A 24,302-nucleotide genomic window follows, 5' to 3' on the forward strand; every position below is an offset into this window, starting at 1 on the left:
GTCGGGCGCCTCCCCCGGAGGTAACGGACAGGGAGTAAAGGCAAGCCTGAGCCGAGGATCATCGAAGGCCGCCCGTCTCCGGCTTGCCTCCTTCCTGTCGGAACTTCGGAAAAAACCCGCGATAGGCCCCGGTCCGCCGAACAAAGCGACCGACGAAGCCCCGCCAGTCGCAAAGATCGCTCCGGTCCCTCCGTAGCCTCTTCCCTCCGTCGGAAAGAGGCCACGAAAAGAGGGTTCGAAAAAACGCCCTGCCCCGTCGACCGATTTTCGTCACGGCAGGGAAAAGACGAAAAACCGCCGATCGCCTCGGACGTGCCCACCGACCCCAAGGGAAGGATACTTCGATGGCACAAGACATGTCGCAGGAAAGCCAGGACTTCACAAAAGGGGGAAGGCGCGATCCCGCCCCCCTCTCATCCTCTCGGCAAGCCGCGCCACGGACATTCCCGCCTTCTACCTCCCCTGGTTCCTGAAACGCCTCGACATGGGCCATCTGACCCGGATCAACCCCTTCAGCGGAAAAAGGCACTCCGTCGACCTCACGCACGCCCGCGCCGTCGTCTACTGGTCCAAAAACCCCGGCCCCCTTCTGGAGCACCTCGACGAAGCGGAACGCCGCCTCCCCTTCTACGTCCAGTTCACCCTCAACGACTACGAGAGGGAAGGCCTCGAACCGGGCCTTCCCCCTCTGCAGAAACGCATCGACACCTTCCGTCGCCTCGCCGACAGGCTGGGAAGGGAACGTCTCGTCTGGCGCTTCGACCCCCTCATCCTGACCGGAAGGCTCGACGCGGCGGCCCTTCTGGAAAAAGTCCGCCGCCTGAGCGAGGGAATCGGCCCCTACACGGAAAAACTCGTCTTCAGCTTCGCCGACATCGCTCCCTACCGCCGCGTCGCCTCGAACCTCCGAAAGGCCGGCCTGGCCTGGCGCGATTTCAGCGACGCCGAGAAAGACGAACTGGCCCGGGGCATCGCCGCCTGCTGCCGGAAGGAGTCCCTCGTCGCCGCCACCTGCTGCGAGAAGGACGACTTCAGCCGCTACGGCATCGTCGCCAACAGCTGCATCGACGGGAACCTGCTCCTGCGCCTCAGGCCCGACGACGCCCTCCTGCGGAAATTCCTCCTCGGCCCCTCGTCGGGCCGCCAGCTTCCCCTCTTCGGCGGAGAGCCCCCACGCCTTCCGAAAGACAGGGGACAACGCCCTCACTGCCGCTGCGCCCCCAGCAGAGACGTCGGCACCTACGGGACCTGCCCCCACCTCTGCCTCTACTGCTACGCCAACGGATCGCCGCGGCAGGCCCTGGAGAGGGCTCGCAAGGCCGCAGGCGACATGGACGCCCTGCTGGAGTGAGGCGAAAAAGCCGGGCCGACTCGCACGCGGAAAGCTCCCGGCTGGCCCAGACAATAAAGAGACGACCGGAACAGGAGGAAAGCCCCTTTTCTCCGGGATTGACCTTGAGACGATCTCTCTCGGCGAGGCATGCCTCCGATACGAATTCTCTTAAGGAACCTCTGAAAAAAAGATCCGGCAAGCTCCAACAGTACCTCTTGGTGGCTGAATTCGTGCGCTGTGTGCCATTTCAGCCTGTCGTGTCAGGCAAGTTGCCTATGTGGAGCTATTCCCGGCTCTTTTTTGCCTTATGGTTGCCGTTCTGCCGGCTTTTGAAGACACTACGCCCTATCCATCTCCAATAAAAGCCTTCTCACCATGTACAGGTTGGACAGGGCAAAAATCACGTGGACATGGCTTGTGTTCTTCTTGAGCCCCTTGTAACGCACCTTGGTGAATCCGAAGACTCGCTTCGCGATCAAAAAGACATGCTCCACCTTTGCCCTCGTTTTGGACAGCATACGATTGTGAGACTGTTCTTCGTCGGTCAGTTTCCTGTTCCGTGACCCCCTTTTGTTGGTGTTGTCGACGGCATCGGGTGCCTTTTCCCGGATCGTCTCCGTCTTGCCTATGTAGGCCGAATCTCCCCAGACTCCCTTTTCCGCTCCGTGGAGAAGGTCTCCGACCATCCGGGAGTCGTGGACATTCGCCGCCGTGGTCGCGAGGCTGTGGACCAGCTTGCTGTCTTTGTCCACCCCGATGTGGACCTTCATGCCGAAGTAGTACTGGTTCCCTTTCTTTACCTGATGCATGTCGGGGTCTCGCTTCTTCTCCTTGTTCTTCGTCGACGAGGGCGCGGCGATGATGGTGGCGTCCATGATGGTTCCCTCGGCAAGACGCAGTCCTTTCGATTGCAGGTGAGCATCGACCTCACGGAAGATCCGTTTCCCCAGGTCGTGCGCTTCGAGAAGGTGGCGAAACTTGCAGATGGTCGTCTCGTCGGGGACAGGCTCGTTCCCGAGGTCGATGCCGACGAAGCGCCTCATCGATTCCATGTCGTAGAGGGCTTCTTCCGCTGCCGGGTCGCTGAGGTTGAACCAGCACTGGAGAAAGTGGATTCGGAGCATCCGCTCCAATCCAACCGGTGGACGACCTCGTTCGGCCTTGGGATAGAAGGGAGCGATGAGCGCGCAGAGATCCTTCCAGGGGACCACAGCCTCCATTTCGGAGAGGAACTTCTCCCGCCGGGTAGGCTTCCTGTATCTCTCGAAGGTCTGGGCGTCGGCAAGGGTTTTCTGTCGCTCCATTTCGTCTCGCACTCCTTGAAAAGGGGATGAGGACATCGGCGCTACAGCTCTATTCTACCAATTACATCATCGCTGATGCGACTTCATGAAAGGCGCTTTTTTCAGAGGTTCCTTAACATCCCTGTGACGGGAGCCACAGGACGAGCTCTCCGCGGTCAAAGCCGCGATCGGCCAGGTGAAGAATCCCTCTACCGAATGCGCGAAAGATCGTGCATGTCCTCTACCTCAGCCCTTACTTGCCCGTGAGTCTGGCGAGTTCGGCCGGATAGCGGTCTCCGGAAATCCCGATCTTGGCGAGGGCATCATTCAGGTCCCGCAACTCCCCGGCGGTCAGATCGATGTCGACCGCGCCCAGATTCTCCTCCAGGCGATGCCTTTGGGTGGTTCCGGGAATGGGAACGATCCACGGTTTTTGAGCCAGCAGCCATGCCAAAGCGATCTGAGCCGGCGTTACGCTCTTTTCGGTTGCGATCTCCTTGACCAGATGGACCAGCACCTGATTGGCATCCAGGTTTTCCGGTCTGAACCGAGGCGCGACACTGCGGAAATCGGAACTGCCGAAGGAAGCCTTCTTGTCGAACCTTCCGGTGAGAAAACCTCTGCCCAGCGGGCTGAAGGGGACAAAACCGATTCCGAGCTCCTCCAGCGTCGGCAAAAGCTCCTCTTCGGGTTGCCTCCACATCATGGAATATTCGCTTTGAACGGCGGCGACCGGCACCACGGCATGAGCCCGTCGGATGGTCTGCACGCCCGCCTCGGAAAGGCCGAAGTGTTTGACTTTACCCTTCTGAATCAACTCTCCGACGGTCCCGGCTACCTCCTCGATTGGCACGTTCGGATCGACGCGATGTTGATAGAACAGGTCGATGCGATCCGTTCTGAGTCGTTTCAACGACGCATCGGCGACTTCACGGATTCGCTCCGGTCGGCTGTCCTGCGGCTTGTACGCGTCCCCCTCCCGGAAACCGAACTTGGTGGCGATCACCACCTTGTCACGGAAAGGTTCGAGAGCCTCTCCGACCAGTTCTTCGTTTGTAAGGGGTCCGTAACACTCGGCGGTATCAAAAAAGGTGACACCGCGGTCAATAGCCGAATGGATCAGGGCAATCATCTCACCTTTGTCCGCCGGTGGGCCATAACCGAAGCTCATGCCCATGCACCCGAGTCCGAGGGCTGAAATTTCAATCCCGCTATTTCCTAATTGTCGCTTTTGCACTGTCTTCTCCTTTCACGGGCATTCGTCGCCCCATAGAAAGCGGCTGCGGCGATCCCTTTGGAGGCGTCCATGACGCGGCCGCCGCCGAGGGCGAGAATCCCGTCGCAAGCCTCTCGGCGCACCATGTCCACTCCCCGTCTCACGGGAGGTCCTCTTGGGAGCGGACGCAATGCCGGAACACGCAACCGCGGAAAGTCCGGCGTTCTCGAGACTCGTCGCGGCGCGGTCAAGCCCTTTCATTTGACGCCGCCGGTCACGATCGGAGCCTGTCTGCCGTAACCGCGTGCCCCTTTCCCCAAGCGGGCCAAATCCCCGACGCCGAAGAAAATTTGGGTCGGATTTTAAAATTTAAATTTCATTCTTCGTCTGCTTCCTCTATCGTCCAGTTGGGGTATCAAGGTGGAGAAACTCCCCTCTCTTCAGCTTCATCGACCTCCATGACACTTTAGCCCCCATCACCTCGATGAAGGTAGCGCGATTCTCTCAAAATATTGCCTATTCGTTCGAGTATCTGGGGAATTTGCCTCCTGTGGGTTTCCTGTGCTATCTTCCGTGGGCGACCTTACGACGAGCCGGACAGGCCCAAGGAGAACGCAAGAGGAATGATGCCATGAAGCTGGCTCTTGAGAAGCTGAGAAAAGACATTGCCCGATGGACCGATCGAGAAGAGCGGCGCGCGACAGCCATACCGGACCTGTCCCTCGTCCGACGAGAGGAGCCTACGGCTCCGAGCAGCGGCCTCTATGAACCGAGCGTCTGCGTGGTAGCTCAGGGCGCAAAGCGGGTGATCCTCGGCGACGACACGTACACCTACGACGCCCATCACTATCTGATCACATCCGTTCACTTGCCCACCATCGTCCAGATCATCGATGCGAGCGAGGAAAAGCCCTATATGGGGCTCGTCCTGAGGCTCGACCTGCGCGAGGTTTCGCAACTCATGGTGGACAGCAACCTTCCCGCGCCCCGCGCACAGCAAGCGAGTCGCGGCATGGCCACGGGGGAGATGATACCTCCCCTGCTCGACGCCTTTCAGCGACTCGTCGACCTCCTCGGAAATGAAAGGGACATCCCCATCCTTGCCCCGATCATCCAGCGAGAAATCCTTTACCGTCTGCTCGTAGGCGATCAGGGCACACGTCTGCGCCAGATCGCGTCGGCAGGAAGCCGGAGCCGGCAGATCGCTCAGACGATCGAGTGGCTGAGGGAAAACTTCTCCTCCTCTCTGCGCGTCGACGATCTTGCGGCCAGGGCGGGCATGAGCGCCTCGACCTTCCACCATCACTTCCGATCGTTGACCGCCCTGAGTCCCCTGCAATTCCAAAAACAGCTACGCCTGCAGGAGGCCAGGCGGCTGATGCTTGCGGAACATCTGGACGCGACAACCGCGGCATTCCAGGTCGGCTACGAGAGTCCTTCCCAATTCAATCGGGAGTACGGCCGCCTCTTCGGTGCCCCGCCACGGCGAGACATCACCAACCTCCGCCGTATGGCAGTCGGTCAGGAAAGGGACAGCCAGAGGAATGACCTTCGGGAAAGGAATTGATCGTCCTGCTTCGCTGCTTTCAAACTCCCTGTCACAACAAAATCCTATCCAGCCAACAGATTTTTGATGCTCTATTATAACGACATATTTCAGTCCATAATTACACAAACACCACTATATGCAATATTTTAGATTTATAAAAGCATAGACCGCATTGATATTTATCAAAAAATCAATTCGATACATAAGACCAAGAAAGCTATCAATTCATTATTTTTTACAGCTAATACAAAAAGGGACGACGCCACTCTTTATTCCTTGAAGCCCAATTCGGAAAGACCTGTACCCGAAACCAGAACCCCGAAGACAAAAAGGAGGAAGATGATGTCCCCAAGACAACCCGCGCCGTTAGATCCGCACCGTGTCGAGGCTTCCGGCGCTTTCGTCGAGGTCTTCTCGCTGGAGCCCTTCCAAAGCGGGGCGCTCGACGGCCTTTGTTTTACGGTCAAGGACAACATCCATATCGGAGGGCACAGGACCTCCTTCGGCAGTCCCGCCTGGCGCGACAGTCACCCCGCGCCCCTCCGCAACGCAATCTGCGTCGATCAGCTCCTCGCCGCCGGAGCGACCTGCGTCGGGAAGGTCGTGGCCGATGAATTCACCTACAGCCTCGACGGCGAAAACCCCTTCTACGGAACGCCGCTCAACGCCAAGGCGCCGGACCGCATACCTGGCGGCTCGTCGAGCGGTTCGGCCTCGTCCGTCGCCTGCGGTCTCGCCGACTTCTCCCTGGGGACCGATTCGGGGGGATCGATTCGCGTTCCCGCAAGCCTTTGCGGCGTATGGGGCATGCGCCCCTCGCTTCACCGGATTTCCGAGGCGGGTGTGCTGCCCTTCATGCCCAGCGTCAGCACCGTCGGCGTCGTGGCCGCCGACTTCGAGATCCTTCGCCGCGTCATGACCCTTTTACTCCGAACCGGCGACGAGACCACGGTCCCGATGGAAAGGATCGTCCTCCTCGACGACGCCTTCGCCGTCGCCGACGGGCCCGTCCGGGAAGCGGCGGAAAGAGCGATCGGCGAGCTGGCGACACGGGCCGGGATCGCCCTCGAGCGGGCCTCTTTTTCCGATATCGTCGGCCGGGAGATGACCCTCTCGGCCTGCAACGAGGAGGCCCTGCGGAATCTGCAGACGATGGAATTCGAGAACACCGTCGGCGACTGGATCGAAGGACATCGGCCCGAGCTGGGGTTCGCCTTTTCCATGGCCTACGGCAACGTGAAGTCTTTCGACCGAGGCCAGGCCATGGCCTCTCTCGCTCTGTGCGAAAGCCTTTTCCGGGAGATCAACCGTTTCTTTCGGGCCGGAACGATCGTCTGTTTCCCCACGACGCCGACCGTGGCGCCCCTCAGGGACTCTCTCGATAGGCCTCAATCCGTCTGGGATTTCTACGGCCGGACGATGACGACCACGTCTTTTTCAGGAACGGGGCGCCTGCCCGAGATAGCGGCGCCGCTCCTGTCCGTCGACGGATGCCCCGTCGGACTCTCCTTCGCCGCCGCCCATTACGAGGACGCCTTCCTCCTGAAGGCCCTCGGCGACCTTCTGAGCGTTTGATTCCGTCGAGAGCGACAAGGGGGTTCCCATGGGAACCCCCTTGTCGCTCTCGGGCCTTCCGGTGCACATCCCGCTCCCCGAAGAAGGTCCACAAGACACGAACGGTCGCCCTCCCCCACTCCCCCTGGGAGAAAGGACGGAAGAATGGGGCAACGGGAACCCGGACGGCACCGGATCTTACGTTCCAGCCGACCCGGAAGGGGCCTGCCCCTCTGTGCCCCTTACTTCCAGGCAGAATCGCCTCTCACTTCGCGCAGGCGGAGGAGAAAGGGGGGAAGGTGCCCTTCGATCCAGAGGGAAAGGGCCTTGCGCCTGCGGTGATACCAGAGCCCGCAGGCCATGACGGCGAGGCCGAAAAGGACGAGAACGAGAGGAAAGTAGAGGACGTCCTCGAAGACGGACCAGGCCAGATGGCCCAGATAGCCGAAAAAGCCAAGACCGCCCAGGATGAGATAGATCGATCGGTCCAGGGCCGCCGAGAGGGCGATGAGGCCCAGGTTGATCGATCCGTAGAGGAAACGCCTCAGTTCCGTCCTGCCATCGAGAAGGGAGAGGCCGCCCCAGAAGGCCACGGCACCGACGAGGTGGAGCCAGAAGCCGTACTCGGGATCCTCTCTCTTCCGCCTCAGATCCCAGAGGAAGGCAAGAGCCATCAGCGCCAGTCCGAAAAGCAGAGAGGTCATCCTGTGATCCCTCTTCAGCAGGGACGACAGGTCCATCGTCAGATACCAGAGGGCCAGGGACAAAGGAGCGGCGAGGAAGGAGAACCGGACCCCTCGGATGACCGCCAGGGCGACGGCGATGGTCGAAAGCTCCATGACGCACCAGCCCGACCGGACCCAGTGGAGGAAGCTGTCGTACTCCCCCGGCGGGGTGCCCGTCCAGAGCCCCGTAGCCTTCTGGACGCCGTAGGCGAAAAGGGGAGTCAGACAGAGAGCCAGGGAAAAGAGAAGCCCTCCCAGGACGCGCGTCTCCTCTCGGCCGTAGAAGCGCCGTCCTGCCAGGACGAAAAGCCCGCCGTAGACGGCGGCGACGGAGGCCAGCCCCCAGCCGCCCATGCTCTCCCAGGCGTCGGCGACGAACCAGGACAGGGCCGCCAGGACGACGAGGGTTCCCAGGTAGTAGGCGAGGACGGAGAAGGTCGATCCCGACGTCGCCTCCCTCTCCTTCGACCGGGCCCGCAGAAAGGCCTCCAGCTCGTCCCGCCTCTCGGGGACGAGCAGTCCCCGAGAGAGGGCTTCGTCCACATCGCCGGAAGTTACCGAAAAAAACTCGTCATCGCCCATCTTCAGGCCTCCAGAGTCCGAATTTGTTCCGGCCCGCCGCACCGCGGGCCCCTTCGCCGCTCCTCCCGAATCGGAGGGGAAGCCCCGATTTCCTGCGCTGTCCCGTCGAGATAGGCTCAGGCCCCGACGGGATGGCGTTCGATGGCTTCGACCGAGAGGCGCCTCTCTCTCAAGGGACCGTTTCGACGATGGTAGGTCACTTAAAAGAGAGCGTCAATCGTCGAGCCCCGCCTCGTCGAGGTTTCCTGCAACCTAAGCGGAGAGGATCGTCTTATTATGGACAGGAGGTGCCGACCTTGAGCTACAATATGCGGAGAGCTTTTGTCTCCGCCCCCATCCTCGGCGAAAGGGTGATCCGCTTTTGGGCTCCCGTTTTCCTCCGTCCTCGGCCGACGACTCCTCGAAAAAGGAACGCAACCTTCTCGACGCCGTCCCCTTTCTCCCCCCAGGGAGCCCTTCCGCCGCAGGTCAAACAGGAAACTCCGACGACGGGACTTCGTTTTCGACGGAGCTGCAAGCCCTCCGGAAAGAAAAGGAACGACTCGAGGCGGCCCTCAAGGAGCCGCGCGATCTCGTCGACGCCGTCATGAATCACCTCCCCCTGGGCATCGCCATCAACTCCGTCGATCCTTCCGTCGACTTTCAGTACATGAACGACCGCTTTCCCGAAATCTACGGAACGACAAGGGAAACCCTCGAAAGCGGCGTCGATTTCTTCGACGCCGTCTATGAAGACGCCGCTTCCCGGCGGCGAATCAGAGATCGCGTCCTTCAGGACTGCCACGGAGGCGACGTCGAGCGCATGGTCTGGGAGAACATTCCCCTTTTTCGCGCCGGACGGGAATAGCGTTACATCTCGGCCCGCAACATTCCCCTTCCGTCCCGCGGGCTGATGATCTCCGTCGTCGCCGATGTGACGGAGAGCAAGAAGAGCGAGAGGGATCGCCGCTTTTTCATGGAACTTTTCGAGAACACCGATGACGTGGCCGTCATGAAAGACACCCAGCTCCGCTACGTGGGCGTCAATAGGGCCTGTCTTCAGCTTTTCGGCCTCGACGGCCCCGGCTCCGTCATCGGCAAAACCGACGAGGAACTTTTCCGGGGCCTGGCCACCCCCCAAGAGATCGCCGCCTTCAGCGACAATGACGGACAGGCGATGGCCCTTCCCCGCGGACAGAGCCTCGTCGTCGAAGAACAAATCACCGGGGCCGACGGCATCCAGACTTTCCTGACCCGCAAGTTCCCCATCTACGACGAAAAGGGAGAAAAGATCCTCGGCACGGGAACTCTCTCTTCGGAAATCAGCGACCGCAAGAGGATGGAGGAGGAACTCCGCCTCGCCCTCCGACGGGCCGACGAGCTCCGCAGCCAGGCCCAGGCCGCCACGGAGGCCAAGTCGGCCTTCCTGGCCGTGATGAGCCACGAGATCCGGACTCCCCTCAACGGAATCATCGGTTTTCTCGATCTGCTTTCCGAGACGGACCTGACCCCTCTCCAGAGGGACCATCTGAGCTACGCCGAGGCCTCGGCCCAGTCTCTTCTCGCTATCACCGGCAACGTTCTCGACATCTCCAAAATCGAGGCCGGAGCCCTCGAACTGGAATCCCTCACGACCGATCTGGCGGCAACGGTCCGACAGGCCCTGGCCATCGCCCACTACGGGGCCAGGGCCAAGGGAATCGAGCTTCGTCTGAAGATCGCCGACGACGTACCGCCCTACATCGTCACGGACCCGCTGCGGCTCCACCAGGTCCTCGTCAACCTCGTCGGCAACGGCGTCAAGTTCACCGAGAAGGGCTTCGTCGAAGTGGCCGTCACCTTCCAAGAAGACGGCGGTCGGGGGGCTTTTTCCTTTTCCGTCACAGATACGGGAATCGGCATAGGGACCGAACAGAAAAGGCGGCTTTTCAAGGCCTTTGCCCAGGGCGATTCCTCGACGGCACGACATTACGGAGGGACGGGGTTGGGCCTGGCCATCGCCGCCGGCATTCTGGAGAGGATGGGCAGCGCCCTCAAGCTCGAAAGCCGCCCGGGCGAGGGGAGCTGTTTCTCCTTCACCCTCGTCGCCGACGGGGCCTGCGGGGAACCGCCAGGAGAGGGGAAGGTCGCCCGAGAGGACCTGACCGTCATCGAGCGGGAACGGCCTCCGATCATCGTCATCGCCGACGACATCGAACCGAACCGCAGGCTTATCGGGGAGCTTCTCCGTACCCTCCTCCCCGGAGCCTCCCTTTTCGAGGCGGTCGACGGCCGAGAGGCTCTGGAGTTCTTCCTGAAGGAGAATCCCGACCTGATCGTCATGGATCTGAAAATGCCCCTCCTCGACGGCCTGGAGGCGGCCGATCTCATCCGACGGGAGGGAAACGCATCGGGGAGACGACGGACACCCATCGTGGCTGTCACCGCCGATACACAGGCCACAACCCGTCGGGAGAGCCTCGAGAGCGGCATCGATGCTTTTTTGACCAAACCCGTCGACGGCAGGGAACTGCGGCGTCTTCTGGAACGGTTCCTGGGAGAGCCCCGGGGGCTCCTGCTCTCTAAGGACTCGCACCGGAAGAGGGCCTCCGGCCCACCTGGCCTCACGATCCGCCTAGGACCACCTCTTCCCGGCACAGACCGGCACGAAGAGGATTCCGCTTGCTGAAAGGAGAGAATCGCCATGGACAACGTTCTTCTTCTCGGTTTCGGCGCCGCCGGCGCCACCTTCGCCTCCCAGTTTTCCGACTCGGGATTCCCTCTCCAGATCCTCTGCGACGTTGCGAGGAAGGAGCGCTACAGCTCGACTTCGACCGTCGTCAACGGCAGGAGATACGCCTTCTCTTTCGTCACCGCCGATGAGGTCGCCTCGCCGCCCGACGTGATCCTCGTCGCCGTCAAGGCCTACCACCTGCGATCCGTCCTGGAGACACTGAAGGCCGTCGTCGGCCCGGAGACGACGGTCCTCTCTCTTCTCAACGGCATCGACAGCGAGGAGATCCTCGGCGAGGCCCTGGGAACGGAGAAGATCCTTCCCGCCTTCATCACCCACATGGATTCGACGAAGGAGGGATCGAACCTCCGTTTCACCAGTCCGGCCCGGATCGTCTTCGGCGAACTCGACGGCAGAAGGACGGAGCGCGTCGAAGGACTCGAAAGGCTCTTCGAGAGGGCCGGCGTGTGGGCCCTTGCCGTCGACGACATCCGTCATCGCATGTGGGCCAAGTTCATGTTCAACGTGGGCATCAACCAGGTCGGAGCCCTTCTGAGGGCCCCCTACGGCACCTTCCAGAGCTGCCCCGAGGCGAGAGAGGCCCTCCTGTCAGCCATGAGGGAAGTACCTCCCCTTGCCGCCAGAAACGGCGTCGATCTTTCGACGAAGGACATCGACCTCTCTTTGGAAATGCTCGACACCCTGGCCCCGGAGGGAAAAAATTCCATGGTCCAGGACAGGGAGGCCGGAAGAAAGACGGAAGTCGACCTTTTCGCCGGAGAAGTCTGCCGGTTGGGAGAACGGTATGGCATCGCCACGCCCGTCAACCGGCTCGTCTTTCAGCTGATCAGGGCCTTGGAGTGGCAGGAGCGACACGCAGAGAGCGAGTAACCGTTCAGCGGAGGCCCCGATGAAAAGACCTCAAGCGACGGAAGGGGCCTTTCGTTTGCGAGAGAAGGACGCTCTCCCTCACCGGGTGCGATCCGGCTCGATCCTCACAGCGGACAGGAAAGAGTGTCGAAGCATCGTGAAAGGAGGCAGGACCGCTCGTCCCCGAAAGGGGCGGTCTTGCCTGAAGAACGGGGAAAGGGGAGGACGGACATGAAGGGCGGCTACGCCGGCAGACTCCTTTACGTCGACCTGACGGAAGAAAAGACCGAGGCCCGCGAACTGCCGACGAGGCTCCAGGAGGACTACCTGGGCGGAAGCGGCCTGGGAACGCGGCTCCTCTACGACATGACGGGACCTGAAACGGACCCGCTGGGACCGGAGAACGTTCTGATCTTCATGACAGGGCCTTTCACGGGGACGAAGGTCCCCACGTCGGGACGCCACCAGATCCTGGCCAAATCGCCTCTGACGGGCATTTTCGGCGAGGGCGACGCAGGCGGCCGATGGGGAGCCGCCCTGAAAGGGGCCAAATGGGACGGCATCGTCGTCACGGGAGCGGCCTCGCGCCCCCTCTACCTCCTCGTCGAAGGCGACGCGGTCCGCCTTGTCGCTGCCGACGAGCTCTGGGGACGGGACACCTTCGAGACGGGAAGGATCCTCGTCGAACGTCACGGCACGACCTGCCGCGTGGCCGCCATCGGACCGGCGGGAGAGAGGAAGACTCCCCTGGCCGCCATCGTCCACGACGGAGCCGACGCCCGCGTCGCCGGCCGCTGCGGACTCGGAGCCGTCATGGGTTCGAAGAAGCTCAAGGCCCTGGCCGTCATCGCCACGGAGGACGTGCTCCCCCTGGACGAGAGGGGCCTCAGGAGCCACCTCCGGGAGCGCCTGCCCCTCTTCGTCGAAAACGCCAAGGGACTCCACCTCCTGGGAACGGCCGGCGGCGTGGCCGGAGCGGAGAAGCTGGGCGATCTTCCCCTGAAGAACTGGTCCCGGGGCGGATGGGACCGTGCCGCGGCCATCTCGGGCCAGGAAATGGCCGCGACGATCCTCACGGGGCGCTTCTACTGCGCCTCCTGCCCCATCGGCTGCGGCCGCACCGTGGCCATCGAGGAGGGACCCTACAGAGGCGTCGTCGGAGCCGGTCCCGAGTACGAAACGCTGGGCATGTTGGGCGCCTCCTGCCTGGTCAGCGACCTCGAGGCCATCACCTACGCCGCCGACATCTGCAACCGCTGCGGCATGGACACGATCGAGACGGGCAACGCCGTCGCCATGGCCATGGAGTGGGCCGAAAAAGGGATCCTCTCCCCGGCCGAGCTCGAGGGTCTCGATCTCCGCTGGGGCAACGCCGGAGCCATGGTCGAACTCGTCAGACGCATCAGTCGGGGCGAGACCTTTCTGGGCAGGCTTCTGGGACAGGGCGTGGCCGCCGCCGCCCGCAGCCTGGGCCGTGGTCTGGAGGCGGCCATCCACTGCAAGGGCCTCTCCTTTCCGGCTCACGATCCCCGCTGCTTCAACAGCCTGGCCCTGGGCTACGCCACCTCCAACCGGGGAGCCTGCCACCTCCAGGGGGGGACCTACATGTTCGAGAAGACGGCCCTTCTCCCCGAGCTGGGCTACGACCGCCCTCAGGATCGCCGCGGCGTCGCCGGCAAGGGAAGACTCAATTTCGACGCCCAGAACGTCATGGCCCTCTTCGACTCCCTCAAGCTCTGCAAATTCCTCCTCTACGCCGGGGTGACCCTCACCGACATCCGACGCTGGCTCGCCCTCGTCACGGGACGGGAGATCTCGCTGGAGGAACTGATGAAGACCGGCGAACGCCTTTTCAATCTCAAGCGTCTCTACAACGTCCGCTGCGGAATCAGCCGCGACGACGACGTCCTGCCCGATCGGATCGTCTCCCTTCCCCGCCGCGACGAGGGAACGGGAGAGAACCTGCCCCCCCTGGCGACGATGCTCGAAGAGTACTACGCCTGCCGCGGCTGGGACGCCAGGGGAGTCCCGACGCGGGAGCGGCTCCTTTCTCTCGGTCTGGCCGACGAGGCGGCCTCTCTCCGGCCGTGACCCTGACCCTCTCCTTCAGGATCCACCCCCTCGTGACCTCTCGCTCGGGAGAGATTCCGAGACGACTCGTCATCGAGGGACCGACGACGGCGGGCAAAATCATCAAGGACCTCGGTCTCGACGAGACCGAGGTCCTTGCCGTCCTGAAAGGACGCTATCTCCCGATGGAAAGCGTCATCGACGGAGAGGTCGAGATCGGCCTCTACCCCGTCCTGGCCGGCGGTTAGACGAAAAGCTCGGTGAAGCGGAAGGCCACGGTGTCGACGAGCCCCCTGTTGGTCAGGCGCAGCTCGGGAAGACAGGCCAGGGGAAGAAGGGCCATGGTCATGAAGGGGGCGTGAAGAGAACAGCCAAGCTCCTTCCAGGCCCGGTCGAGAGCCTCGACGGAAGCCGCGACGATCCGGGCCGGCTCGTCGCTCATGAGCCCCGCCAGAGGCAGAGGAAGGAGGGCCAGAACCTGGCCGTCGCGGACGGCGATCATGCCCCCTCCCGCCTCGGCCAGGGCGTTGGCGGCCAGGGCCATGTCGGCGTCGTTGGTGCCGACGACCATGAGATTGTGGGCATCGTGAGCCACGGTGGAGGCGACGGCCCCTCCTTGGAGTCCGAAGCCCGTGACGAAGCCGAGTCCCCTCGTCCCCGTGGCCCTGTGGCGTTCGAAGACGGCCATCTTGGCCACGTCCCTGTCGACGGAGGCGGGGACGGCGCCGTCGACGACGGGAAGCTCCATCTGACGGGCGTAGGTCCCCACATGGGCCTCGATGATCTCCATGACGCGGGCCCGGACGGAAGAGGCGCCCTCGGGGGCGTCGATCTTCAGATCGGCCTCCGAAACGGGGCGGGCCAGGCGGACCGTTTTTCTCGCCCAGCCGGGGACGACGGAAGGCGCGATGGCGACGACCATCTCTCCCTTCTCGGCCACAAGCCTTCCATTGTAGAAGACGCGGTCCACGGTGACGCGGGAGAGGTCCGAGAGAAGGACCATGTCGGCGAACTTGCCCGGGGAGATGCTGCCGATCTCGTGGGCCATGCCGAAGCACTGGGCCGTGTTGATCGTCACCATCTGGACGGCTCGTATGGGATCGAGTCCCTCCTCGATGGCCCTGCGGACGATGTGGTCCAGGTGTCCGAGAGAAAGGAGCGTGTCGGGATGGGCGTCGTCGCTGACGAGGAGGCCGAAACGGGAATCGATCTTCTCCTCCGTCAGGCTTCGGACCGTCTCTTTCACGTCGTGCCAGGCCGACCCTTCGCGCATCATGGCGTACATGCCCAGGCGCATCCGGGCCAGGGCGTCCTCCTTGCGGGTCGACTCGTGACAGGAGCTGACGCCGGAGGCGATGTAGGCGTTGAGCCCCCTGTCGATATCGGGCATGGAGTAGTGGCCCGTCACGGGCTTGCCCGCCCGAAGCGTGGCCTCGATCTCGCCGTGGGCGTGGTCGCTCCCCATGAGGACGCCGGGGAAGTTCATGAGCTCGCCCAGACCGGCGATCCCTTCCCAGGTCATGGCCTCGGCCACCTCGGCGGGGCCGAACTGGGCGCCTCCGTCCTCGAAACCGGGAACGGCGGGAACGCAGGAGGGCATCGTGGCCCAGACGTTGAGGGGCACGTCGCGGCCGTCGTCGACCATGAAACGGACCCCCTCCATGCCGAGAACGTTGGCGATCTCGTGGGGATCCATGAAGATGGCCGTCGTCCCGTGGGGAACGACGACGCGGGCATATTCGCGGACGGTGACCATGCTGCTTTCGACATGGATGTGGCCGTCGATAAAACCGGGGACCAAAACCTTTCCCTCTCCGTCGACGACGATCGTATCGGGACCGATCGTGTGATCGGCCCTGCCCACATAGGCGATCCGCCCGGCCCTGACGGCCACGTCGAGGCCCTCTTGGATTTCGGCCGTATTGACGTTGAGAAGGCGGACGTTGCGGAGGACCAGGTCGGCCTTCTCCAGCCCCTGGGCCACGGCGACGAGTTCCTTCGTCACCTCGAAAAGAGGACGACGCTCCTGGAGTTTCCTGTCTGTCGTCACGACGACACCTCCCTCGGATGGGACGCCGGAAGACGCCCCCTTCCCATGGTACCAGCCTGGGGCTCCGCAGAAAACCATCCTCCCCCTGCGGGAAGCGGTGGATCAGGCCCGGGCCTCTCTCCCCTCGCCTGCCTCCAGACGCCTGTTCCGGACGTAGAGAAGGATGTCGGCGACGATCATCATCGTATTGACGATGTAGAGGCCGTTGAGGTAACTCAGGCCGGGATAGTCGAGGAAAACATGGATCATGCCCGCCACGTAGCCGACGAGGACAATGAGCAGAAAGAAGACGCTCTTGCCCTTCGTGCTCCTCGACACATAGGACTTGTAGACCGAGACGGGCCAGGCCAGACCGAAACAGACGATCATGACGGCCTCGAAAAGCTCACCCATGGACACATTCGCTCCCTTCCGTCGCAGAGGGCTCGGGGACGAGCCTCGACAGAGGGAAGTATATCCCTTCTCCGACGAGGGACAAAGGGAAGAAGCCCGTCACAAAATTCCGTCAACGCGCGAGACCGCGCAGGGAAAAATCTCCCCTGAAGCCATTCCTCGGCAGGCCGGGGCTCCGCCGGACGTAGCCTGTACCACCTCTTTCGTATCGTTTTAAAATACCTGCGCTTAGAGGTCGGCCCTCCCCTCATATGCAAGCGACATCGACCTTTCCCCTCGATAGGCCCGGCATCCCTCTTGGCCAGGCACCCCCCTATCCGCCGATTCGAGCGATCCGATCCGTTCGTCGGCGCGGGCCCGACGCGACCCCGCCATCCGTTCCGAGACCGGGCCAACGGAGTGTCTGCCCTTTTTCGACGGCGGATTCGTGTGAGGGAATCCCTTTTGCCACCCCTTCCGTCAGAGGCTATAATCAGGACACGCGGACGAGGGGCTCACCCCCGTCCCCCTTCAACGCCAAAAGGAAGTGACTCTCCATCATGGAAGGCGACAGTCCCAGTACGACCGTTCCGCGACAATCTGCCACTCCGTACTGAGCCGTCGGCCCTTTCATCGGTCCGGCGGCGCCGGATCGGTGAGGAAGGGCTTCCCTTCCCTCGATCCCCCGAACAACCATATCAGGCCTGATCGACCACCTCGGCGGGCCGCCGCCCGGCGGCCTTTATGTCGTTGTCGGCGCGGGCGGCAAGGGGGAAAGCCATGATCACCGTCTTCAAATCCGAGGAACGCGGCATCCGTCAGCTCGATTTTCCCGCTCTCGAGCCGGGATGCTGGATCAACGTCATCGCACCCAAAGGGGACGAAGTCGCCGCCCTCTCCTCTCTTCTCAACATTCCCGCCGATTTCATCACAACGGCCCTGGACCCGGAGGAGACATCCCACATCGAAAGCGACGACGGAATCCTCCTCATCGTCATCAATGTCGGCAAGAGCGCCACCGAGTACGAGTTCGACACCGTTCCTCTGGGCATCATCATCACGGCCCACCATATCGTCACCGTCTCCCTCGAGGCCAACGATATCCTCCCTCAGGGCGTCGTGACCATGGGCGGCTTCTCCACCTTCAAGAGAACCCGTTTTCTCCTCCAGATTCTCTACAAGACGGCGACGGCCTTCCTCCGCTACCTGAACCAGATCAACCGCCGCTCCAACCAGATCGAGAACAACCTGCGCCACGCCATGAAAAACGAGGAGCTCTACCAGCTCTTCGATCTCGAGAAAAGTCTCACCTACTTCAGCGCCGCCCTGAGATCGAATCGCGTCGTCATCGACCGCATCATGCGCCTCCTCCAGAACCCTCAGATGCGGGAGATCATCAAGATGAGGGAGGACGACGAAGATCTCCTCGAAGACGTCCAGATCGAGTACAACCAGGCCTACGAAATGGTGCAGATGTACAGCAACGTCCTGAGCGGAATGATGGACGCCTTCGCCTCCATCATCTCCAACAACCTCAACATCGTCATGAAATTCCTCGCCTCGGTGACGATCATCATCTCCGTGCCGACGGCCGTGGCCAGTTTCTGGGGGATGAACGTGGGCGTCCCTTGGAGCGACATGCCCTACGGGTTTCTCTTCGTCCTCCTCCTCGCCCTGGCCACGAGTGCTCTTTCCACCTTCTGGCTCTGGCGCAAGCGCATGCTCTGACTTCAGGGCCGATCCCTCTTCCGCCACGCTCGGCCTCGAAGAGGGATCGGCATCTGCCGTCGGGAAGGAGGTCCCCGGTGAGAAAAAAGAACAACCCGGCGCCGCGAACGTTGCCGCTCCTGGCCGCTCTCTGGCTGATCCTGACGCCCGTCGCCTCGCAGGCGGCGGAGCTGACGGTGCTTCACATCAACGACAGCCACGGCCATCTCTGGGAGGAAGAGGGCCGGGGCGGCTTCGACGCCTTGGCCTTTCTCGTCGCCTCCATCGACAGAGAGGTGACGGGCAGGGGGGGACACCTTCTCTTCCTTCACGGAGGCGACGTCAATACCGGCGTCCCCGAGTCGGACCGCCAGCAGGCCCTCCCCGATCTGGCCCTGCTGCGCCTCATGGGCTGCGACGCCATGGTTTTGGGCAACCACGAATTCGACAATCCCCAGGCCCTACTCCGCTTTCAGGAAAGTTTCGCCCGCTTCCCCTTCCTCTCGGCCAACTTCGTCGACGCAAGAGGGGAAAATCCCTTTGCGCCCTACCGGCTCTTCGATCTGGGCGATCTCCGCGTCGCCGTCCTTGGGCTGACGACGGAGGAGACCTCCCGAGCCTCCTCCCTCAACCTCGACGGAGGACATTTCGAGGATGTCGTCGAGACGGCCCGGCGCCATGTGGCCGACCTCAAGGAAAGGGCCGACGTCGTCATCGCCCTGGCCCATCTCGGCTGGGACCTCCCCCTGCGGGCGGGAACGGGGTCGGAAGAGCTGGCCCGGGCCTCCATCGACGGGCTCGATCTCGTCATCGACGGCCACTCCCACACGCTCTTCCGGGAAGCCCGGAGGATCGGCGATACCTTCGTCGCCCAGGCCGGGTGGGCCGGTCGACATCTGGGACGTTTCGATCTCACCATCGAGGAGGGGAACATCGTCGAGGCGCGATGGCGCGCCATCGCCGTCGCCCCCGCGACGGGACGGGACGCCGCGACGACGGCGAGGCTGAACTACTACCGGTGGCAGGGATCGAGAAAGATCGGAGCCATCATCGGTTCGACGGAGAAGATCCTCGACGGGGAGCGGGAACGGATTCGCTCGGAAGAGACGAACCTCTCCCATATCGCCGTCGACGCCATGAGGGAAAGGACCGGGGCCGACGTGGCCCTCCTCAACGGCGGCGGCATTCGGGACTCCATCGCCGCCGGTCCCGTCAGCCTCCGCGACGGCCTGGCCGTCTTTCCCTTCGGCAACGACGTGGTCACCCTCGACCTCTCGGGCGGCGAGTTGCTCCGTCTTCTCCGGTTCCTGGCCTCCATCCCCTCCGGAGCGGGGGCCTTCCCTCACGTCTCGGGCCTCCGATGCCGCATCGCCGACGGCACCGTCACCGATGTCGCCATCGGCGACACGCCTCTCGACGAGAATGCGATCTACCGCCTGGCCACCATCGCCTACCTGGCGGGAGGCGGCGACGGCTACGAGATCTTCCTCCCCTGGAAGGAACGTCTCGTCGAGACGGGGTACAAGGACATCGACGCCTTCGTCGCCTACGTCGAAGCCAACAGCCCCCTGGACGGCGTCATGGGGCCGGAGCGCCTCGTTCGCGAATAGGCCGAGGCGCTCCGGGAACCGCCGATTCCGACTTTTAAAGGGAAAGGCCCGCCATGAGGCGGAGAAGAAGGGAGTCTTTCGATTTTGATGAGGTTTCGGAAGCGGATCGGACTCGTCCTCGCCTCACTGGTTCTGGCCCTCTCTCTCCCGGGCGTCGGGTGGACCCTCTCCATCGGGACCTTCAACATCGAGTACTTCACCGTCTCGGGCAAGAAAGCCTACGTCGACGACGATCTCGAAAAACTCGCCGACGCCGTCCTGGCCTCGGGCGCCGACGTCCTGGCCCTTCAGGAGATCGGCGACGGTCCGTCGCTGCGCTATTTCCTCCAGAAGACCCTGCCGGGCTGGAAGTACGTCATCCACGACAGGGGAAGCCGCCAGGATCTGGCCTTCATCTGGAACGACGACAGGGTGAAGCTTCTCGACGGGCCGACCCCCTACTACCAGAACGCCTCCTTCCTCTGGAAAGAACGCTCTCTGACCCTCTTCGACAGGCCCCCCCTCGTGGCGGTCTTCCTCGACAGGGAGGCAGACCGGCGCTTCACCCTCGTCAACGTCCACCTCAAGAGCCAGAGCACCCAGGGCAAGCGGGACAAAGTGGAAGCCCTGATCTACAACGAAACGAAGCGGGGCCTCCAGATCCTCAAGATCAACGAACTGGTCCAGTCACTCCGGGGGGTACGTTTCGTCCTCGGCGACTACAACATCGAGACCGTCGTCGGAGCGGCCTTCCCCCTCCTCACTCTACCCGAGGGACACTACTCCTACGACAACCTGAAGGTCAACATCGACCATATCGGCTACGTCGGCATCGATTCCGACGACTCCTGGTGCCTGGCCGAGACGGAATCGGCCATCGAACGACGGTCGACGAAGAAGGCCCAACATCCCGACCACGACATCGTCGTCCTCCATTTCCGATGGCCTTCGGCGGAACAGGGAACGGGAGGCCATCGACCGTGAGGAGGAAGGAGAAAGCCCCTCTCGTCCTCGTCTGCGACGACGAACGTCTCCTCCGGCGCCTGCGAGCCCAGCTGGGCCCTCTGGGTCGTCCTCTTCTTCTCCCCGGCGAAGCGGAAGATCTCCTCCCCTCCGACGTCGAGCTGGTCCTCGTCGCCGGGAAGGCGCCTCTCCCCGAGACTCTCGCCGGAATCCCCCGGATGGATCTCCCCCTCGCCCTGCCATCAGCCGCACTCCGCGAGGCCCTGCGGACCCGCCTCGGCCGGGGCGGTTACGAGGCGCTCTGTCTCGAGGCGGAGGCGTTCATCGCCGACAACCGCCTCTCCCAAGCCGAGGAGACTCTCCGTCTGGCCCTCTCTCAGGCGCCTTCGAGACCGGAGGCCTTCTTTCTCGCGGCGACGATCCTCGAAAAAAACGGCTCCCCCTTCGAGGCCCGAGAGAATTACGCCACGGCCCTCGCCCTCGACTCCGGCTACGAGCCGGCACGGAAGGCCCTGGAACGCCTCGATGAAAAGGAAAGAGCGGAGCTGGAAGAGACGGAAAGGCCTCCCACGGGTATAATGAATGGTCGTCGGGAGTAGAACGTCGGACCTTTCGACGGTCGACTGTCCGCCTTCAGAAAAGCCCGGAGAGAGGTGAATCTCCTGTGAAGGCCCTTTCAGTCCTCGTCGCCGAGGACGATCCCACTCTGCGCGATCTTTACGGCGATTATCTCAAACGGCTGCGCGGCTTCCGCCTGCAGGATCAGGTCAGCTCCGGCCCGGCTCTCTTCGAGGCCCTGAAGGAAAAGGCAATCCACCTCGTTCTCCTCGACCTCTTCCTGCCGGGTTTCGACGCCCTCGACGGGCTGCGCCGTGCCCGCGTGTCCCATCCTCGAATCGACTTCATCGTCCTCTCCGTCGGCACCTCGCCCGACGCCGTAAGGGGTTCCCTCTGCCTCGGAGCCTTCGACTACCTCATCAAGCCCTTCGCCTTCAGCCGATTCAAAACGGCTCTCGAGGCCTACAGGACCTACCACCTGGGACTGACGGAACGGCGCGAACCCTGGCGACAGGAGGAGCTGGACCGCCTCACGGGAACGCTGGCCACCCCCCCTCTGGCGCCTGATTTGGCACCGCCGAAGGGGCTTCAGGCCAAGCTCGTCGGCGACGTTACGGCCCTTCTGCAGGCCTGGGACAAGTCCCTCTCGGCCGCCGAGGTGGGCGAACTCCTGGGCATCTCCCGGTCAACGGCGCGGCGCTACCTCGAATACCTCGTCGAAATCGACCAGGTCTCCGTCGACTACGCCTTCCGCGAAGTGGGCCGCCCCGTCAAGCTCTACCGCCTCGGCGGCCGCGACGGAACCTGCTGAGGGAGTTCAGGGCAGATCCTCTCTGACGAGATCTCCGTAAAGGCGGGGAAGACGCTTCCGGAAGACCTGAAGAAACTCCCGGGCCTCTCCGATCCTCCCTCTGTCGATCTCGACGAAGAGACCGTCCTCGTCCCCCGAGGCCTCTGCCAGGACCTCCCCGTCGGGGGAGCAGACGAGGGAGCGACCTCCGAAATCGAGTCCGCCGGTGACCCCGACGTTGTTGACGAAGGCGACGTAGAGGGCGTTCTCCATGGCCCGTGATTTGACCATGGAGTGGATCATATCCATGCGGGACCGGACCCACTGGCTCGTGACGAAGAGAAGCTCACATCCCCGCAGGGCGTAGACGCGGCCCCACTCGGGAAAGCGCACGTCGTAGCAGATGATGGACCCGGCCCGCATCCCGGCGAAATCGAAGAGACAGGCCTCCTCCCCGCGGGAGAAAACCCGGTCTTCGGGAGTGATGAAGGGGACGAGATGAACCTTGTCGTACTGGGCGACCAAGCTCCCGCTGTCGTCGATGACCTGCGAGCGGTTGAACAGCCCCCCCTTTCCCCGGGCCATGACGGAACCGCCGATGAACCAGGTCCCGTAGAGGCGAGCCAGGTCCCCAAGAAAGGCCGCCGCCTCTTCGCCATCCCCGTCGGCCAGGGTTTCGGCCGAGTCGAGGGCGTAGCCCACATCCCAGAGTTCGGGGAGAACGAGGGCCGTCGGCAGCTCGGAGGGAACGTAATGACGTTCCATCCACCGTCGGACCTGCTCCTGATTTCCCTTCCTGTCGCCAAGACGAACGGCGATCTGACAGAGGCCGATGCGAAAACGTTCCGGATTCACCGATTTTCCCTCCTGACGCGGCGCCGCTTCTGCCGGTCACGGCGCTTCTTTTGCCTCATTCTCCGCCGGGAAAAGAGTGCCGTCAAGTTCGACGGGGAATTTTTAAATCAAAAATCAATATTTTTTCCCGAAAGGCTCCAGGTGAATTCATTTATAAAAAATTATAGCGCCGTTGTTATTCGTTATAGATTTTTCTCTTCCCTCCATCTATAATCTCTAAAGTTGTGAAGCAAATAGATTTTCACTGTGGACCCCTTGGAAGGATCGACCGGAGGGAGGTATCGTCGGCTTGGAGCTCGGCCGTCCGTCGCCTCGACGTCGCTTTCGCTTTCTCGTGGCCGTCGCCGTCTATCTTGTCGGCGTCGCGGCTTTTGTCGTCTTCGCCTATCGGAGCGCACTGAGTCGGACCTTGAGGGAGACCGACGAACGTCTCGTCATGGCCGCCGTAACGCTCAAACACCTCCTGGCGAAGGACTTCCACGACAGGGCCGTCGGCCCCAGAAGCATCTCTTTCGAGGAGGAGATGCGCAACCGCCAGGTACTCAACGCCTTCATCGCCGAGACGGGCTTCGCCTGGCTCTACACCCTCGTCGAGGAAGAGGGACGCTTCCATTTCGCCGCCCCCACCGTCACCGACGAGGAGGCCCGGGAAAAGGCCTCCTGGTACTATCACCCCTACGGAGACATCCCGGCGGCCTTCCGCGAGGCCTATGAAAAGGGAACGACCGTCTTCGTCAGCTACGACGACCAGTGGGGCTCCTTCCGCTCCGTCGCCGTGGCCGAGACGACGCCGGGCGGGCGGCGCTACCTGGCCTGTGCCGACGCCTCGGCCGACCATCTCGCCGCCCTGGCCCGGAGGGACGCGGGACGGACGGCCCTGACGGGGCTCTACTTCCTGCTTTTGGCCCTCCCCCTCCTTCTCCTCTCCCGATCGCAGAGAACGAGCCTGCAGGCGGCCCTGAAAAAGCTGTCGGAACACAAGGAGGATCTCGAAGAGGAGGTCAGCCGACGGACGGCCGAGCTGGAACGCACGCAGGGAGCCCTGAGAGAGAGGGCCATCCGCGATCCCCTGACGCACCTTTTCAACAGGAACTACATCCTGGAACGCCTTCGCGAGGAGATCGGCCACGCAAAGAACCAGGGCAGTCCCCTCTGTCTCATGATGATCGATCTCGATCATTTCAAGGCCGTCAACGACAGCAAGGGCCATCTGGCCGGAGACCGCGTCCTTCGGACGGTGAGCGTCATCCTGCGCCAGACGGTCCGCCACTCCGACATCGTCGGCCGTTTCGGCGGCGATGAATTCCTCGTCGTCCTGCCCAATACCGATCTTTCCGGAGGCCGGACCGTCGCCGAGAAGCTGCGTCGGCGGCTGCGGGAGAGCCCCGTCGGACAGGGAGATCAGGCCATCGGATTCAGCATCGGCGTGGCCTGCCGCTGCTCCGACCTCCACGCCACGGGCCTCCTGGCCCAGGCCGACAGGCTCCTCTACGAGGCCAAGCGCCAGGGCGGCGACTGCATCATCGCCGAAGCCACGGCCTGAA

21 protein-coding genes are annotated in these 24,302 nt (G+C 62.7%); 14 read left to right on the forward strand and 7 right to left on the reverse strand.

Going from position 1 to position 24,302, the window contains the following annotated elements:
* Positions 1-415 precede the first annotated feature (415 nt).
* Complete coding sequence (locus tag KAR29_RS03855; RefSeq protein ID WP_274374907.1) at positions 416-1,351, forward strand: DUF1848 domain-containing protein; 936 nt, start codon at positions 416-418, stop codon at positions 1,349-1,351.
* Positions 1,352-1,671: 320 nt separating this feature from the next.
* Here KAR29_RS03855 and KAR29_RS03860 read toward each other — a convergent pair whose 3' ends face one another.
* From KAR29_RS03860 to KAR29_RS03870, 3 genes are all read right to left on the reverse strand, one after another.
* A complete protein-coding gene (locus KAR29_RS03860; RefSeq protein ID WP_274373756.1) occupies positions 1,672-2,637 on the reverse strand; it encodes an IS5 family transposase in 966 nt (321 codons plus the stop codon).
* Between the two features lie 232 nt (positions 2,638-2,869).
* Positions 2,870-3,853 (reverse strand): aldo/keto reductase, encoded by a 984-nt coding sequence (locus KAR29_RS03865; RefSeq protein WP_274374316.1) that lies wholly within the window; start codon positions 3,851-3,853, stop codon positions 2,870-2,872.
* Positions 3,835-4,083 (reverse strand): iron-containing alcohol dehydrogenase, encoded by a 249-nt coding sequence (locus KAR29_RS03870; RefSeq protein ID WP_311135613.1) that lies wholly within the window; start codon positions 4,081-4,083, stop codon positions 3,835-3,837. The genes KAR29_RS03865 and KAR29_RS03870 overlap by 19 nt, the downstream gene beginning before the upstream one ends.
* Positions 4,084-4,463: 380 nt before the next feature.
* Here KAR29_RS03870 and KAR29_RS03875 point away from each other — a divergent pair, with 380 nt between their 5' ends.
* Positions 4,464-5,399 carry an AraC family transcriptional regulator gene (locus KAR29_RS03875; protein ID WP_274374318.1) on the forward strand — a complete coding sequence of 312 codons (936 nt, stop codon included), beginning with the start codon at positions 4,464-4,466 and terminating at the stop codon, positions 5,397-5,399.
* A gap of 324 nt (positions 5,400-5,723) precedes the next feature.
* Positions 5,724-6,956 (forward strand): amidase family protein, encoded by a 1,233-nt coding sequence (locus KAR29_RS03880; protein WP_274374319.1) that lies wholly within the window; start codon positions 5,724-5,726, stop codon positions 6,954-6,956.
* 221 nt (positions 6,957-7,177) lie between these two features.
* Here KAR29_RS03880 and KAR29_RS03885 read toward each other — a convergent pair whose 3' ends face one another.
* A complete protein-coding gene (locus KAR29_RS03885; RefSeq protein WP_274374320.1) occupies positions 7,178-8,242 on the reverse strand; it encodes a DUF2157 domain-containing protein in 1,065 nt (354 codons plus the stop codon).
* A 586-nt stretch (positions 8,243-8,828) separates the two neighbouring features.
* Between KAR29_RS03885 and KAR29_RS03890 the strand changes: the two genes are divergently transcribed.
* From KAR29_RS03890 to KAR29_RS03910, 5 genes are all read left to right on the forward strand, one after another.
* Positions 8,829-9,089, forward strand: coding sequence for a hypothetical protein (locus KAR29_RS03890; protein WP_274374321.1), 261 nt, complete (start codon positions 8,829-8,831; stop codon positions 9,087-9,089).
* 45 nt (positions 9,090-9,134) lie between these two features.
* Positions 9,135-10,889, forward strand: a complete 1,755-nt coding sequence (locus tag KAR29_RS03895) for a PAS domain-containing hybrid sensor histidine kinase/response regulator (protein WP_274374322.1) — start codon at positions 9,135-9,137, stop codon at positions 10,887-10,889.
* Positions 10,890-10,904: 15 nt separating this feature from the next.
* Entirely contained in the window at positions 10,905-11,825 is a 921-nt protein-coding gene (locus tag KAR29_RS03900; RefSeq protein WP_274374323.1) for a ketopantoate reductase family protein, read from the forward strand.
* A 210-nt stretch (positions 11,826-12,035) separates the two neighbouring features.
* Positions 12,036-13,895, forward strand: coding sequence for an aldehyde ferredoxin oxidoreductase family protein (locus KAR29_RS03905; protein WP_274374324.1), 1,860 nt, complete (start codon positions 12,036-12,038; stop codon positions 13,893-13,895).
* 32 nt (positions 13,896-13,927) lie between these two features.
* Positions 13,928-14,122, forward strand: a complete 195-nt coding sequence (locus tag KAR29_RS03910; RefSeq protein ID WP_274374325.1) for a hypothetical protein — start codon at positions 13,928-13,930, stop codon at positions 14,120-14,122.
* On the opposite strand, the gene ade is transcribed toward KAR29_RS03910, so the two are convergent.
* Both ade and KAR29_RS03920 read right to left on the reverse strand, forming a co-directional pair.
* Positions 14,119-15,924 carry an adenine deaminase gene (gene ade / locus KAR29_RS03915; protein ID WP_274374326.1) on the reverse strand — a complete coding sequence of 602 codons (1,806 nt, stop codon included), beginning with the start codon at positions 15,922-15,924 and terminating at the stop codon, positions 14,119-14,121. The genes KAR29_RS03910 and ade overlap by 4 nt on opposite strands.
* A 102-nt stretch (positions 15,925-16,026) precedes the next feature.
* Complete coding sequence (locus tag KAR29_RS03920) at positions 16,027-16,317, reverse strand: hypothetical protein (RefSeq protein ID WP_274374327.1); 291 nt, start codon at positions 16,315-16,317, stop codon at positions 16,027-16,029.
* A 759-nt stretch (positions 16,318-17,076) separates the two neighbouring features.
* Here KAR29_RS03920 and KAR29_RS03925 point away from each other — a divergent pair.
* The 5 genes from KAR29_RS03925 (at position 17,077) to KAR29_RS03945 (ending at position 21,924) form a co-directional block, all read left to right on the forward strand.
* Positions 17,077-18,024: a magnesium transporter CorA family protein gene (locus KAR29_RS03925; protein WP_274374328.1), complete on the forward strand. Its 948-nt coding sequence runs from the start codon at positions 17,077-17,079 to the stop codon at positions 18,022-18,024.
* A 77-nt stretch (positions 18,025-18,101) separates the two neighbouring features.
* Complete coding sequence (locus tag KAR29_RS03930; protein WP_274374329.1) at positions 18,102-19,613, forward strand: 5'-nucleotidase C-terminal domain-containing protein; 1,512 nt, start codon at positions 18,102-18,104, stop codon at positions 19,611-19,613.
* A gap of 87 nt (positions 19,614-19,700) precedes the next feature.
* The gene (locus KAR29_RS03935) at positions 19,701-20,576 is read left to right on the forward strand and encodes an endonuclease/exonuclease/phosphatase family protein (RefSeq protein WP_274374330.1); all 876 of its coding nucleotides are present in this window, start codon (positions 19,701-19,703) and stop codon (positions 20,574-20,576) included.
* The gene (locus tag KAR29_RS03940) at positions 20,573-21,154 is read left to right on the forward strand and encodes a hypothetical protein (protein WP_274374331.1); all 582 of its coding nucleotides are present in this window, start codon (positions 20,573-20,575) and stop codon (positions 21,152-21,154) included. Before KAR29_RS03935 ends, KAR29_RS03940 begins: the two co-directional genes overlap by 4 nt.
* A gap of 65 nt (positions 21,155-21,219) precedes the next feature.
* Positions 21,220-21,924 (forward strand): response regulator, encoded by a 705-nt coding sequence (locus KAR29_RS03945; RefSeq protein ID WP_274374332.1) that lies wholly within the window; start codon positions 21,220-21,222, stop codon positions 21,922-21,924.
* 6 nt (positions 21,925-21,930) lie between these two features.
* On the opposite strand, the gene KAR29_RS03950 is transcribed toward KAR29_RS03945, so the two are convergent.
* Complete coding sequence (locus KAR29_RS03950; RefSeq protein WP_274374333.1) at positions 21,931-22,758, reverse strand: nitrilase-related carbon-nitrogen hydrolase; 828 nt, start codon at positions 22,756-22,758, stop codon at positions 21,931-21,933.
* A gap of 289 nt (positions 22,759-23,047) precedes the next feature.
* Between KAR29_RS03950 and KAR29_RS03955 the strand changes: the two genes are divergently transcribed.
* Positions 23,048-24,301, forward strand: a complete 1,254-nt coding sequence (locus tag KAR29_RS03955; protein WP_274374334.1) for a GGDEF domain-containing protein — start codon at positions 23,048-23,050, stop codon at positions 24,299-24,301.
* The last annotated feature ends 1 nt before the right edge of the window (position 24,302 follow it).

This window comes from Aminithiophilus ramosus, from assembly GCF_018069705.1.
Taxonomy (GTDB): domain Bacteria; phylum Synergistota; class Synergistia; order Synergistales; family Aminithiophilaceae; genus Aminithiophilus; species Aminithiophilus ramosus.